Source organism: Candidatus Protofrankia datiscae, assembly GCF_000177615.2.
GTDB classification, from domain to species: Bacteria; Actinomycetota; Actinomycetes; order Frankiales; family Frankiaceae; genus Protofrankia; species Protofrankia coriariae.
In genome coordinates, this window is sequence record NC_015656.1 from 1,508,097 (window position 1) to 1,521,282 (window position 13,186).

Here is a 13,186-nt window from a genome sequence, read left to right on the forward strand (position 1 = left end):
GTGACGCGGGACAGCCGTCTACGAAGGTACGCGACCGGCTTCTTCGGCAACGATCTCCGATGGCGTGGGGACGGTGGCCCGGCGCGGGTGAGCTCGGCCGCTCGACCGCTGTTTTGCCGCGCGTCCGGGCGGCCCTTCTGGCACGATTGTCATTAGATCCTGTCGTAGATCCTGTCGTAGATCCTGTCGTAGATCCTGTCGTAGATCCTGTCGTAGATCCCGGCGTCTCCCGGCGTCTCCCGGCGTCTCCCGGCGTCGATGTCGTCGCTCATGGTCGTCATATGGTGTGATTCATGTTATATCCGGCATGTTCCGGTGGATATTCTGGTACGCCTGAACGGCCATCCTGGGATGTGGAGGAGGTCTCGACGGTGGCGTTCTGTTCGGGTCGACGACAACGCCATTGACCACAACGCCGTGCTGCTGACGACAGCGTTGCCGGTCCGGCGAAGCCGACGTGGTACGTTCAGGAAGCGCCGGTGAAGATCCAGCAGATATACCCAGGCAGTCATCGCGCGTGGAGGAAAGGGCGACATCGGTGCCGCAGGACCCGGCTGCGATTCAGCAGCAGATCGAGAATACCCGCGCCGAGCTCGCGGTCACCTTGGACGCCATCGCCGAGCTCGTGAGTCCCAGAAGGGTCGCGGAGCGGACCGGCGAGCAGATCAGAGGCAGGGTCGCCGAGCTGCGCCAGAAGGTGATCACGAGTGGCTTCGGTGGCCTGCCCGCCATCACCGCGGACTCCAGCGTCGCCGGCAACGGTTACGGCACGCCGGCCGACAGGCGTGAGCTGGCCGCCGGGCTTGACACGGGTCCGGTCGTGCAGCGCGTCGTCCGGTGGGACAGGGTGGCCGCCGTCGGGAGCGGCGTGCTGGTGCTGTTCGTCAGCGTTCGCCGCCGCAGGCGCCGCCGTGCCCGCGTTCTGTGACGTTCTACGGCATTCCGCGAGGGTCGGGCAGTGCCCGTCCGCCCGCCCACACCGTATGCCGTAATGCTGTAATTCCGTAATGCCATCCAGTGCTAGAAAAGTGGACTTTCGCCTGTTTTTGTCAATATTCTGCCGATAGCGACCGTACCGGCCGGGTGACGGCCAGTGCGGGCCTGAAGCCGTGCTGTGCCGACTGTTCTGGGCCGGTTCTCCGTGCCGGCCGTTCTGTGCGGACCGCTGTGCTTCGTGTCCGCCCGCCCCGAGCGCGTTCTCCCGCGCCGTCCGGGTTGCCGGCCCGCCCGAGTTCCCGCGCTTCCCGCTGTCGTCGTGGTGTCTGCTGGCCGGGGGTTTCCGGCCGTCCGTGCTTTCGACGAGCCGTCGCCCGCCGCTTTGTTCACCGGTACCGTCCATGCTTGTGGGATCCCATATATGGATGGTCGGCCGCCCATGTTGCCCGAGATTTTCGCCGCTTGTACCCAGCCGGCGACCGGTGGGCGACGGAATGCCCGTCCAGCTCGGGGACCCGGCTTTGACGTATTCGTAGACTTGACTTGTTCCAGACAGCGGCGAAGGCTGGCCGGTGTGAACAGTGAGGACGCCGCCGGGCAACTGCGCTCGGCCGGGCTGCGGGTGACCGCGCCTCGGCTGGCGGTGCTCGCGTCCCTGGCCGAAGGCGCGCACCTGAGCGTGGAGACGATCGCTCAGGGCGCCCGTGCCCGGCTCGGCTCGCTGTCGCTGCAGGCCGTGTACGACAACCTGGACGTGCTCGCCGCCGCCGGGCTGGTGCGCCGGTTCGAACCGGCGGGCCATCCGGCCCGGTTCGAACTGCGGGTCGGTGACAACCATCACCATCTCGTCTGCCGGGTGTGCACGGCCGTCTACGACGTCGACTGCGTGATCGGCGCGCGGCCGTGCCTGTCGCCGTCGGACGACCATGGTTTCGTCATCGACGAGGCCGAGGTGACCTTCTGGGGGATCTGCGCCGACTGCCAGGCCAGGGCCATCGCCGACGTTGGGGGCGGCTCCGGAGCCAGGGCCAACGCCGATGCCGACACCGCTGGTGACGCCGGTGCCGACGCCGGTGCCGACGGCAGCGCGCCTGCCGGGACGCGGCCGCGGCGGGCCGTTCCGAGCGTGCGGGAGAGCTGACCTCCCGGCCACGCGGCTGATGTCCCGGCCACGCCGGGAGAACCGACAGCTGACATCCGTCGACTTTCCGGCGGGCACGGGCGGGTAGGACCCCGGGAGTCCGAATCCGGCGCGAGCCGCCCGGCCGTCGGCAGGGACCCGTCCCACCGACAGCCGGGACGCGACGACAGAAGACAACAGGAGTGAGTTTTTGATGACTGACTCTCGACCACCTGTAACCACGACCGACGCGGGTATCCCGGCACCGAGCGACGAACACTCCCTGTCTGTCGGCCCGAACGGTCCGTTGCTGCTCCAGGATCACTACCTGATCCAGAAGATGGCCCAGTTCAACCGGGAACGGGTGCCGGAACGGGTCGTTCACGCCAAGGGCGGCGGTGCGCACGGCTATTTCGAGGTGACCGCGGACGTCACCCCGTACACGAAGGCAGCCTTTCTTTCCGAGGTGGGCAGGCGCACCGACGTGTTCATCCGGTTCTCCACCGTCGCGGGTGAGCTCGGCAGCGCCGACACGGTTCGTGATCCGCGTGGTTTCGCCATCAAGTTCTACACCGAGGACGGCAACTACGACCTGGTCGGCAACAACACGCCGATCTTCTTCGTTCGGGACCCGAGCAAGTTCTCCGACTTCATCCACTCCCAGAAGCGGCGGTCCGACACCCATCTGCGTGACAACAACATGCAGTGGGATTTCTGGACGTTGTCCCCCGAGTCTGCCCATCAGGTGCTCATCCTGATGAGCGACCGCGGGACGCCGCGCAGCTGGCGGAACATGAACGGTTACGGCAGCCACACGTTCATGTGGGTGAACGAGGCGCACGAGCGGTTCTGGGTGAAATACCACTTCAAGACCGAGCAGGGCATCGACAACTTCACCGACGCCGAGGCGAAGGCGGTCGTCTCCGTGGACCCGGACTTCCACCTCCGGGACCTGGCGTCGTCGATCCAGCGGGGCGACCGTCCGGCCTGGCGGCTGGAGGTACAGATCATGCCGTTCGCGGACGCCGCCACCTACCGGTTCAACCCGTTCGACCTGACCAAGGTCTGGCCGCACGGGGACTACCCGCCGATCACGATCGGGCGGATGGTTCTCGACCGCAACCCCGAGGACTACTTCGCCGAGGTCGAGCAGGCGGCGTTCGAGCCGGCGAACCTGGTGCCCGGCATCGGCTCGAGCCCGGACAAGATGCTGCTCGGCCGGCTGTTCTCCTACCCGGACACGCATCGTTACCGGATCGGCCCGAACTACCTGCAGCTACCGATCAACCGTCCGAAGGTGCCGGTGCACTCCTACAACAAGGACGGCGCCATGCGCTACCAGCCGTCCCACGACCCGGTGTACGCGCCGAACAGCTACGGCGGCCCCAGGGCGGACACGGCCCGGTACGGCGAGGACGCGGTCTGGCGGGCCGACGGCGACTTCGTCCGGGCGGCGTACACGCCGCGCCGCGACGACGACGACTTCGGCCAGGCCGGGTCGCTGTACCGCGACGTGATGTCCGATATCGATCGGGAGCATCTGGTCTCGAACATCGTCGGCCACGCGTCCCAGGACGTCACGTCGGAGGTCCAGCGCCGGGTGGTCGAGTACTGGCGCCAGGTCGACCCGGACCTCGGCGCCCGCGTCGCCAAGGGCCTCGGCACCGGCTGACAAGCCCTTTTCCTACTCGTTTCCTGCTCGCGGGCCGGGCCTCGTCCGACGGCCCGGCCGGCGGCCCTCCCGGGCAGAGCTGTGCCGCGCGGGCAGCGGTCTACAGGATGCCGCGGCGGCGCAGGACGGTCAGGGCGGCGATGCCGGGGAGGACAGGAAGCCAGTAGCTGATCAGCCGGTACACCAGGACGGCCGCGAACATGGACACGGCGTCGCCGCCGGCGGCGGTGAGGCCGATGGCGAGGGCGGGCTCGAGCGCGCCGATGTTGCCCGCGGTGGGTACCGCGCCGGCCACCACCGCGCCCACCAGATAGATGGTCGCTACCGACAGTAGCGATACGGAGCCGCCGAACGCCCAGACGCAGGTGGCCAGCGCCACGATCTGTGTCACCTTGGTGGCCGCGGCCGACAGCAGCAGCACGGCGGTGCGCCGGGGGGAGCGTGCGAGCAGCGCCAGATGCTGGCCCGCGCCGCGCAGCGCCGGCCCGAGCCGGCCGCGGATGCGGGGGTGCAGGCCGGCCATGACACAGCCGACCAGGCACAGCGCGACACCGCCGAGGGCGGGTCCGGAGCCGACGCTCGCCGTGACCGACCTGATGGGCGCGATCACCGCGTCCTGCGTGCCCGAACCGCCGACCAGCGCGGCGGTGAGCGCGATCCCGCCCACGTGGGCCAGGGCGAAAACAATCTTGACTGCGGCCACCGCGCTCAGGCAGGCCGAGCAGGTCAGCTTCTGACGTTCCAGATAGCGGATGTTCACGGCGATCGCGCCCAGGCCCGCCGGCAGCACCCGGTTGGCCGCCGCCGCGGCCAGTTGCACCGCCACCGCCGTGCGCAGCCGCAGGGGCAGCCCACTGGCCGCCCGCAGGGCCAGACCGTTGGCCAGGAAGAAGCAGGACGAGGCAAGCCCGCACGCCATCAGCCACGGCCAGGTCGGCACGGGGACGCTCGACAGTCTTGCCCCGACCTCTGTCCGGAACCGCATGACCAGCATGACGGCCGTCGGAACGGCGAGGGCGACCACGACCAGCGTCCAGGGATGGCGCAGCCAGCCCATCCGCAGACGGGGGCGCAGCATTCCGGAAAGTGCGAGCGTGCTCACCATCTGCTCATCAGGCAGGCCTGGCAGCAGCGGACGTGGGACCTGCCGTGGTGAGATAGCTGCTGGCTGTGCGGTGGCGACGGCGCTGCCGTCGACCGTCGCCCTTGCGGGGGCTGCCGTCGCGGTAGCTGCCCGGCTGGGCGTCATGGCGCCAACAGTAGATCGGAATTCATAACGGATGCTGAACAACGTACATCCTGTGATGGGATCTTCTTCTACCTACCCCGTCGGGCGAGGGATGGCACCGATTGGCCAGGAGGCCGTTTCATGCCGGTACGGAACAGAACCGGCGGCGGCCGGCTTGCACGCAGAGGTACGTCATGTCGTCCGAAAATGACGTGCACCGGTAATCCGCCGCCGGGTGACCGGGATCACAGAACCCAGCGAAACCTTCAGCATCCGAGGAAAGGCAGGACCGTGACAGATCTGCGTGACCTACCGGTAACGACCCTTGCCGGTGAGAAGACGACCTTTGGTGCGTTGGCGGACGGACGTGCCGCGCTCGTCGTCAACGTGGCAAGCCGGTGCGGCCTCACCCCGCAGTACGCCGGCCTGGAGAAACTGCACGAGGAGCTCGCCGACCGCGGATTCACCGTGATCGGTTTTCCGAGCAACCAGTTCGGCAAGCAGGAGCCGGGCACCGCGGAGGAGATCGCGACCTTCTGCTCGACGACCTACGGGGTGACGTTCCCACTGAGTGCGAAGATCGAGGTCAACGGCGAAGGCCGTGACCCGGTGTACGCCGAGCTGACCCAGGCCGCCGACGCGGAGGGGCGGACCGGCGACATCGCCTGGAACTTCGAGAAGTTCGTGGTCGCGTCGGACGGCAGGGTCGCAGCCCGCTTCGGCCCGCGCACGGAGCCGCACGACCCGGCGCTGCGCCAGGCGATCGAAGCGGTTCTGCCCGCCTGATTCCCCTTTCGGCCCTGGCCCCTGTCCTTGGCCTCGGCCTCCGCTCCCGGTTGTGGCTCTGTCCTGTTTCTGCTTCCGGCCCGCCCCGCCCCTGGTTTCCCGTCTCTGGTTCCGGTCCGGTGCTGGCCGTGGGGGCGGTTGTGGTTACGCACTCGGCCCGGCTTTCTCAGTGCGGTCCGGCGGTCGTCCGGGGGAGCCCGTCCGGGCCGTACCAGGACGGCCGGTGAGTGCGCAGCCAACGCAGGATGGCCGTCCGCAGGTACGTCGGCCGGAACTCGAACGTGTGGAGCGTGGACACCGAGACCGAACTGATGTCGATCGCCTCCTCCCGGCTGCCGATCTGCGCGAACGCGGGCAGCGCCGCGGCGAACACGACGTTGATCTCGTGCCAGCTCTGACCGGATTCGACGAACGTGTGCTCCACGCATCCGACGAAGTCCAGCGCGTGGGTCGCGAGCCCGGCCTTCTCCCGGATCGTGCGGCGCAGCGCCGCCTCCACACTCTCGCCGGGCTCCACGTTCCCGCCCGGCAGGTAGAACCAGGACCGCCCGCGCCGGTTGGCGATGAGTACCCGCTCACCGGAGATGAAGAGCATGCGGGCGCTCAGTACCGGGATGGCGTCGCTGGCCGGCCCGCCCAGGCCGTACGGGCCGCCCGCGGCGGCAGGGCGTTCCAGGTCGGCGACTGTCGGGTCCACGGCGATCGTCGGGTCGACGGCCCAGGAAGCGTCCCTGCCGGGACGCGGTAACGGTCGGGCTGCCTGGTGGGATGTTGCGTCGTTGTTCTCGAGCATGGCTTTCCTCACGGGTGAAGGCGGGCTGGATCGACCACGTTCGGCTGATTCGGCTGCTTCGAGTACTTCGGGGCTGCTCCGGTGATGTTGCTGCTCGGGGGATGCTGGGTCGGTGGGTGTCGCGTCTTCGAGGTGTCCGCGGCCGGTTCCTGGCGGGCCTTCGGCGTACTGGCGGCGTCTGACAGCACCGGACGGCACCGCGGGCAGCGCCCGGCTCGGCCTTTTTCCGGTGTCAGGTTCCGGCGCCAGGTTCCGGTGTCAGGCCCCGGTTCGGCCTGGCTGCCGGTTCCCGCGGCGGCGGCCAGGCGGTCTATCCGTGGGTGCTCCTGACCCGCTGGACCGCCAGCGAGGACGGGTCGAGCCCGAGGATGTCCATCGCTTCCTGGACGACGGCCCGCTCGGCGGGGTCGAACGTGCCGTCCGAGCGTCCGATCACCGCGCCGAACTGCACGACCGACCGGGCCCGCGCCCGGTTGCCCCGCACCTTGGCGATCTCGCGCAGCGCCGCGGCCCGGCCGCCGGCGGCGTCCGCGCGCAGCGCGTCCACATGGGCGTCGAACAGGTGGACGAGTTCGTTGGGCGGGAAGGCGCTGAGCGTCCGGTCGGTGGCGACGATGTGCGCCATGGCGTCCCGTTCCCGCGCGTCGATCGTGCCGTCGGCGGCGGCGACGAGCGCGCAGATGGCGACCGCGGCGTCCCGGAACGCGGCGTCGTCGAGCTCGTGCCGCCGGGCGTGCAGCTGGGCCCGCAACACGTGCACGGACTGGCTGAGATGGTTCCACCACGCGTCGGGTTCGTGCACCGGCAGCCCCTGCCACACCGGCCAGTGGTCCTCCAGCCAGCGGACCACCGCGACCGAGACGGCGGCGGGTGTCAGCGACCGTTCGTTGAAGTCCTCCAGGGCCAGCGGGACGAGCGCGGCGCCCGCATGGGTGACCGGGGCGGCGGCACTGTCGGGCAGGTCGGCGGCGAACAGCGCGGTGACCGTGTGCTCCGCGTCCGGCCCGTGGTGCTCGACGCAGCCGACGAACTCGGTCGGGACGGCCGGGGAGCCGGTCAGGGCGTGGACGTAGCGGGCCGCGGCCGAGGCGATCCCTTCGGCGGGCTCGACGTCGCCGCCGGGCAGGAGGTAGGCGGACACGTCGGACCGATAGTGCGCGACCAGGTAGCCGCCGGTGTCGAGCAGGATCCGGACGTTCAGCCGGACATCCGTGGGAACGGGCATGTCGACCCCCTGATGACGGTTTCCCGCTGTCAGCGGCATTACGGGCGGGTTGTTGCTGACCCGATGACATCATCCACCTGCCCAGGGTGGTTGCCCATTGGCAGGAAGCTGTCGATGAATACGACGGCACAGGGGCTGTAACCGAAAGAGGTTTGTGTTGTTGCGACCGGTTACTTGAAAATTTTCAACCAAGATCTGTGACAGTGCTTTGACCTGCAGCGATACATGATCTAGATCATATCGATGATCGATCCTGCTGTCGGGCGGCCTGCCAGAGGCCATTGGGGAACGGCCTGTCCGGTTCACGACATGCGACCTCGCGTCAGGTGGCCATTACCTTCAGTAGATGGCCGCTGGTCTCCGGCGGGCCCGGCCCGCCCCGTATCATGATCCATCCACCCGGTCGCCGTCACTGATCTGACGTTCCGTGGCGAGCCGTGATGCCGGTGGCAGGCCCGGGCAGATGCCAGGCCCGGCGGTGGTGACCCAGGATGGCCGCCGCCGGGGTGGCGGGTCAGCCGGGGGGTGGGGTGAACGTGGGGTGGGTGTCGTCGGAGCCCCGCCACAGGTAGGCGGTCAGCCTGGCGCCCTCGGCGCGTTCGGTGGCCGGATCGGCCGGCGGCGGCCAGCGCAGCTGGGTGTAGAGCAGGACGCGGTGCTGGTCGTAGGCGGCCTCGACCAGGTCACCGAACGTCTGCGCCCGGGCCGGGACCACCAGCGTCACGCTGCCGACGGCGACGGCGAGCCCGACGGGCAGCGCCAGCCAGGTGAGCGGCGTGAACGCGCAGAACAGCAGCCCCCACACCGCGGTGGTGACCGCCGCGTCCAGGCTGGCGCGGGCGGCGAGCAGGTCGGCGCGGGTGGTCTCGGGCAGCGCCGGCCACAGGATGATCGTGTCCAGGCCGTACTTGTCCAGCGGGCGGCGTTCGGCGGCGCGCAGGATGTTCCCGATCGGAGTGGGCAGGAAGTAGCCGGGTGCGGCCGGGCGGCGCCGGCGGCGGCGTTCCAACCGGGTGTAGGCGGCGAGCTCGTCGACGGTGGGGGTGTTCGGCGGGCGGACGCGGGCGTAGGCGGCCTGCCAGGCGGGCTGGTCGGTGGCGGCGCGGGCCGCGAGCCAGCCGGCCAGCCGGCGGCGGAGCGGGCCGGCCCAGGCGGGCCAGTAGCCCTCCAGCAGCCGCAGCACCGGGGTGGCGCCGCGGGCGACGAGGATGCCGGAGGCGAGCACGGCGAGCAGGACGGTGAGGATGGCGGCGGTCTGCACGGCCGGGGACTGCCGGTCCAGCCAGTCGGTCTGTTCACTCAGCGTGTGTAGGCCGCCGCGGTGGCGGGTCCAGGCGGCCAGCCCGGCCAGCCAGAAGACCAGCGCGGGGGCGGTGACGGTGGCCCAGCGGTCGGCGAGCTTCCCCCCGACCGCATCCCAGAACGCCCCCAGCATCGGGTGTCAGCCTCGCACCAGGCTGACCTGATGGGTGGGACACTGCGGGACCGCGACGCCGAGGTCAGGCCGGTACCAGGCATAGTCGCCGTGCGGGCAGACGTAGCGGCTGGCCTCGACCGGGCCGGGATCGCCCGGCAGGACGAGCGCGCCACCGGTCTGCCGGTACAGGTAACGGGGCTGGAAGTAGGGCGGCCGGTGGCGTGGCGCGTCCTCCAGGACCGTGCGGAGGAACCACGCGGTGGTCTCGTCCCCGTCAAGCAGCTCACGGAGCCGGCCGGCGACCGCCGCCTGGCCGGCGCCGGCCGGCTGGCCGGCAGTGGTGCCGGAGGCGGTGAGCTGGTCGGCGAGGCTGCGGTCCAGGTTGGCGGCGGCCGGGCCGACCAGCTTGTGCAGATGGGGGCGGATCGCCCGGGCCGCCTCCAGCACCCCCTCGACCTCGTCCGCTCCGCTGTCGTCGGTGCTCATCGGTTCTCCTTGTCGTACCGTGCGTCGTTTCTGCTCTGCCCGGGTGCCCCGGGTGCGTGCCATCCGGCCGAGGTGTGTGCCGGCCCGGGTGGGTGTGGGGGGTGTCAGGCGCCGGCGTGGATGTGTGACGCCCACACCGACGGCTCGTGTGGCCACCGGTCGCGGAGCTGCCGGGTTGCCGTGTGTACCGCGACGGCCACCGTGGCGGTGGCGGTGCCGGTGGCGGTGAGGGTGCCGGTGGCGCTGAGGGTGGTGTAGATGTGGTCGGCGATGTCCACGGCGTGCTGGTCGCTGATCGGCCATAGCGTCCCGATGACGTGCCGGTAGCCGGCGAGCTGGAACGCCGACGCCAGGTGGATCACCTCGTCGGCGAGTCGGCCGCCGGGGCGGGCGGTTTCACAGGCCGACAGGAACGCCAGCTGGGCGCGGTCGAGGCGTAGCCGGGCGACGTCCACGACCGTCAACGGCTGCTGCTGGTGGTCGGTGAGCAGCAGCCGGCTGGCCGAGGGGTTGGCCAGGTTGGCGGTGCCGTGGCAGGCGAAGTGCGCCCACCGGGCGGCCGGTAGCGCCGCCGTCACCGTGGCCCGGGTGGCGTCGTCCCCGACCAGCGCCTGGACCCGGCCGGGGAACCGTTCCCGTAGCCGGCGGATCTCCTCCGCGGTGCCGGGCAGGTCGGACGCGCCGGGGTGGGGTGGGGCATCCCGACTGCCACGATCTGTCCGTCCTCTGCGCCGGTCGTCGCGTTGGGGAGGGGGCGGCGGGCGTGGAGGAGGGCGCGGATCGTGGGGGTGGTCGAGCTGATCGCCCGGTCCAGCACGGTCGCCGGGGCCGGGTCGTGCCGGGTGTGATGGTGGCCGGCGGCGTGGACTGGCAGGAACGCCAGCAGCCCGGAGACACACCACCACAACCGCGGCCGGCCCGCGCCCTCCTGCCGCCGCGCGGCCGCCGGGCGCGGTTGGGGTGGCCGGTGGGGGTGGCGGTGATCGCGTCCCGGCCGGCGATGATCGCGGCGTCGAGGTCCGCTATCTCCCCGACCCGCTCAAACCGGGCCTGCAGGGCAAGGCCGAGGTTGGACAGGTAGCCGGCGCGGTTGGGGTGGCCGGTGGGGGTGGCGGTGATCGCGTCCCGGCCGGCGACGATCGCGGCGTCCAGGTCCGCCATCTCCCCGACCCGCCCAAACCGGGCCCGCAGGGCGGCGCCGAGGTTGGACAGCCGCCCGGCGCGGTTGGGGTGGTTGGTGGGGGTGGCCGCCAGTGTCTGGGTGAGCAGATCTATTGCCTCGTTCAGCTGACCTGGATCACCGTTCTGCCAGGTGGCTTGTAACAAAGCGGCTGCTCGAGCCGCCCATGCCTGCGGATCATCAGTGGCATTTCGGCTGGAGGAGGTCTGGGGCTGGGTGGGGGGCTGTTCAGGACGTGCTCGTAGCCGCGCCAGCAGACGTTTCCGCACGATCCCGCGCCCCCGTGGTTTCCGTGCCATCTGACGATGGCGGCGGTCCTCTCACGCAGAGGATATGAACACCGCTGTCGCGGCATATGCCCGGGGCGGTCCTCGCTTCCGGAATCGGGGGATTTCCGGGAGTCGGGGGAGGCACCGCTCAGCGGAAGATACGGAATGCCGGGGAGCGGACGGCGTCTGCGGGGACGCGGGGGTGGACGGGGGCGGCGAGTTCGAACCACACGTGTTTGCCGGGGCTGTCGTTGGCGGATCTGTCCACACCCCACTCGCTGGCGAGCGCCGCCACCAGATGCATGCCGCGGCCGGACTCGTCGTCGTCACATACGGTCCGTAGCACCGGGTGGGTGCTGCTGCCGTCGCCGACCGCTATCCGCACCCGGTCCTTCTGCGCGACGACCTGGACGTGCAGCGGATCGTCCGACCTTGTATAACGGACGGCGTTGGTGACGACCTCGCTGACCAGCAGGCGGGCGACCTCGGCGTCCTCCTCGCGGCCCCAGGTCGACAGCAGTTCGTTGACCAGGCGTCTGGCACGCCCGGCGGCGCGGGCGTTGGCGGGAAGATCGAAGCGTGCGGTAAGAGCTTCGGCCACGCCTCAACCCTCCACGGGTAACCGCCGACGGCCGTACCGTCGAACATCGCCTTGGGCCCGTCGCCGTCGTCGCGTTCATGCCACATGCCGTCTGCATTCAAACCTTGCAGACACCGACCTGTCACGGACTGTCGGGCTACTCGGCGGGCCCCGAACCGCCCCGTACGCACGACCGGTTGGCCCGCGTCCGGCGAGACACCGACAGTACGATCATGCTTTTCCTGTGCTGCCGGGGGGTTTCGGCGAGATCAGATCACGTCGATGCCGTCGAGGATGTTGCCGTAGCCGGGCCAGCGGGCGCCGCTGCCGTCACTGATCGTGTCGTCCTGGGCTGAGGCGCGAGGCGGTCTCCCCGGGCGTTCGGCCTGCGGCCCCCGGGCGTTCGGCGGGGCGCCCGGATCGCCGCCGGGATGTGACGCGGTGGCGTACGGCTGGCGTGCCGGGTCCGGCCCCGGATGCGGCCGGCCTGCCGAGCGGGTGGGCGGAATACCCATCGGCCCGGAGATCAACGGCGCGGGACGGGCCGTGGGGATGGCCGCTTCCCTGGGCGGGTACGCCGACGGCTGGTCACCGGCTCCCGGCCCCGGCCCCGGCACGAGCGGCCAGGGCTGCGGGTCGCGCACCGGCGGCTGCCGGAACGGCTCGGCGGGCCGCTGCCGTGCCGGCAGCGGGCCCGTCGCCGGCTGCTGACCATCCGGCCGCGGTGCGGAAGGCGGGGCGGGCGGGGTGCCTGACGGCATCTGCCGCCCGTCCGGTGTGGGCGTGACGTCGGTCGGGCGCGGCGGCTGTGGCCTTCGCGGCGGCTGTGGCGGCTGCGGCGGCTGTGCTCTCTGCGCCGTCTGGGGTGCCTGGGGCGGTTGCGGTATGCGGTGCGCGCCGGTTGACAGCGAGGCGGTGGAGGACGGGATCCATCCGGTGGGGTTGCCGGGGGTCGCCGAGACCGGGTAGGCGCCTGTGCCCGGCCCACCTGGGCCTGTTCCGAGCGGCCCCGTGCCCGGGCCGCTCGGGCCCGTGGCGGACGTCGGAGCCGCCGGCAGCGGGGGAATCGGCCCGCTGACCCGCGGCATGCCGGAGAACGGCGGGAGGGATCCGGGGGGTGCGGGTGGAAGCGGTGCGGGCGCGGGAGGCGTCTGCGCGGGAGGCGGGATGGCGTCACCCGGTCTGGGGCCCCCTGGTCCGGGGCCGCCCGGGATGGGGTCCCCCGAGATGGGGCCGCCCGGGAAGGGGCCGCCCGCGGAGGCGGCGCGCGGCGCGACGGTGGGTGGCGCGGGTGGGGCTGTGGGCGGGACGATGGTGACGGGCGGGACCGGGGGCGCGACGCCGGCCCCGGGTGTGGCACCGGTACCGGGCGCGATCGGAGGCGCGGTTGTGGCCCCGGGCATGACGGGCATCCCAGGCATGGTGGTGGATGCGGGCGTGCCGGCCTCGACGGGTCTCGCTTCCAGGGCATCCAGGGCCGCTTGGGCACGCTGC

14 protein-coding genes are annotated in these 13,186 nt (G+C 71.0%); 5 read left to right on the top strand and 9 right to left on the bottom strand.

Annotated features, from left to right (window positions below; all coding sequences use genetic code 11):
- Nucleotides 1-152: 152 nt before the first annotated feature.
- Nucleotides 153-281 (bottom strand): hypothetical protein, encoded by a 129-nt coding sequence (locus tag FSYMDG_RS29130; protein WP_013872754.1) that lies wholly within the window; start codon nucleotides 279-281, stop codon nucleotides 153-155.
- A gap of 257 nt (nucleotides 282-538) precedes the next feature.
- Here FSYMDG_RS29130 and FSYMDG_RS06330 point away from each other — a divergent pair, with 257 nt between their 5' ends.
- From FSYMDG_RS06330 to FSYMDG_RS06340, 3 genes are all read left to right on the top strand, one after another.
- Entirely contained in the window at nucleotides 539-928 is a 390-nt protein-coding gene (locus FSYMDG_RS06330; RefSeq protein WP_013872755.1) for a DUF3618 domain-containing protein, read from the top strand.
- A 582-nt stretch (nucleotides 929-1,510) separates the two neighbouring features.
- Nucleotides 1,511-2,077: a Fur family transcriptional regulator gene (locus FSYMDG_RS28015; RefSeq protein ID WP_013872756.1), complete on the top strand. Its 567-nt coding sequence runs from the start codon at nucleotides 1,511-1,513 to the stop codon at nucleotides 2,075-2,077.
- A gap of 193 nt (nucleotides 2,078-2,270) precedes the next feature.
- Nucleotides 2,271-3,728 carry a catalase gene (locus FSYMDG_RS06340; protein WP_013872757.1) on the top strand — a complete coding sequence of 486 codons (1,458 nt, stop codon included), beginning with the start codon at nucleotides 2,271-2,273 and terminating at the stop codon, nucleotides 3,726-3,728.
- 100 nt (nucleotides 3,729-3,828) lie between these two features.
- Here FSYMDG_RS06340 and FSYMDG_RS06345 read toward each other — a convergent pair whose 3' ends face one another.
- Nucleotides 3,829-4,977 carry a lysylphosphatidylglycerol synthase transmembrane domain-containing protein gene (locus FSYMDG_RS06345; protein ID WP_131772266.1) on the bottom strand — a complete coding sequence of 383 codons (1,149 nt, stop codon included), beginning with the start codon at nucleotides 4,975-4,977 and terminating at the stop codon, nucleotides 3,829-3,831.
- A 270-nt stretch (nucleotides 4,978-5,247) separates the two neighbouring features.
- Here FSYMDG_RS06345 and FSYMDG_RS06350 point away from each other — a divergent pair, with 270 nt between their 5' ends.
- The gene (locus tag FSYMDG_RS06350; protein ID WP_043603096.1) at nucleotides 5,248-5,742 is read left to right on the top strand and encodes a glutathione peroxidase; all 495 of its coding nucleotides are present in this window, start codon (nucleotides 5,248-5,250) and stop codon (nucleotides 5,740-5,742) included.
- 166 nt (nucleotides 5,743-5,908) lie between these two features.
- Here the strand turns inward: FSYMDG_RS06350 and FSYMDG_RS06355 are convergent, their stop codons facing one another.
- The 5 genes from FSYMDG_RS06355 to FSYMDG_RS28020 all read right to left on the bottom strand — a co-directional run bounded on the left by FSYMDG_RS06355 (nucleotide 5,909) and on the right by FSYMDG_RS28020 (nucleotide 10,562).
- Complete coding sequence (locus tag FSYMDG_RS06355) at nucleotides 5,909-6,535, bottom strand: NUDIX domain-containing protein (RefSeq protein WP_013872760.1); 627 nt, start codon at nucleotides 6,533-6,535, stop codon at nucleotides 5,909-5,911.
- A gap of 310 nt (nucleotides 6,536-6,845) precedes the next feature.
- Nucleotides 6,846-7,760, bottom strand: coding sequence for a TerB family tellurite resistance protein (locus FSYMDG_RS06360; RefSeq protein ID WP_013872761.1), 915 nt, complete (start codon nucleotides 7,758-7,760; stop codon nucleotides 6,846-6,848).
- Nucleotides 7,761-8,274: 514 nt separating this feature from the next.
- Nucleotides 8,275-9,195, bottom strand: a complete 921-nt coding sequence (locus FSYMDG_RS06365; protein WP_013872762.1) for a hypothetical protein — start codon at nucleotides 9,193-9,195, stop codon at nucleotides 8,275-8,277.
- Nucleotides 9,196-9,201: 6 nt separating this feature from the next.
- The gene (locus tag FSYMDG_RS06370; RefSeq protein WP_013872763.1) at nucleotides 9,202-9,663 is read right to left on the bottom strand and encodes a hypothetical protein; all 462 of its coding nucleotides are present in this window, start codon (nucleotides 9,661-9,663) and stop codon (nucleotides 9,202-9,204) included.
- Between the two features lie 104 nt (nucleotides 9,664-9,767).
- Complete coding sequence (locus FSYMDG_RS28020; RefSeq protein WP_237703010.1) at nucleotides 9,768-10,562, bottom strand: CHAT domain-containing protein; 795 nt, start codon at nucleotides 10,560-10,562, stop codon at nucleotides 9,768-9,770.
- Between the two features lie 61 nt (nucleotides 10,563-10,623).
- Here FSYMDG_RS28020 and FSYMDG_RS28025 point away from each other — a divergent pair, with 61 nt between their 5' ends.
- Entirely contained in the window at nucleotides 10,624-10,986 is a 363-nt protein-coding gene (locus FSYMDG_RS28025; protein WP_050803359.1) for a hypothetical protein, read from the top strand.
- A 274-nt stretch (nucleotides 10,987-11,260) separates the two neighbouring features.
- Here the strand turns inward: FSYMDG_RS28025 and FSYMDG_RS06385 are convergent, their stop codons facing one another.
- Together FSYMDG_RS06385 and FSYMDG_RS25865 are read right to left on the bottom strand one after the other, a co-directional pair.
- Entirely contained in the window at nucleotides 11,261-11,713 is a 453-nt protein-coding gene (locus FSYMDG_RS06385; protein WP_013872764.1) for an ATP-binding protein, read from the bottom strand.
- Between the two features lie 248 nt (nucleotides 11,714-11,961).
- Nucleotides 11,962-12,453, bottom strand: a complete 492-nt coding sequence (locus tag FSYMDG_RS25865) for a hypothetical protein (protein WP_131773879.1) — start codon at nucleotides 12,451-12,453, stop codon at nucleotides 11,962-11,964.
- Nucleotides 12,454-13,186 lie beyond the last annotated feature (733 nt).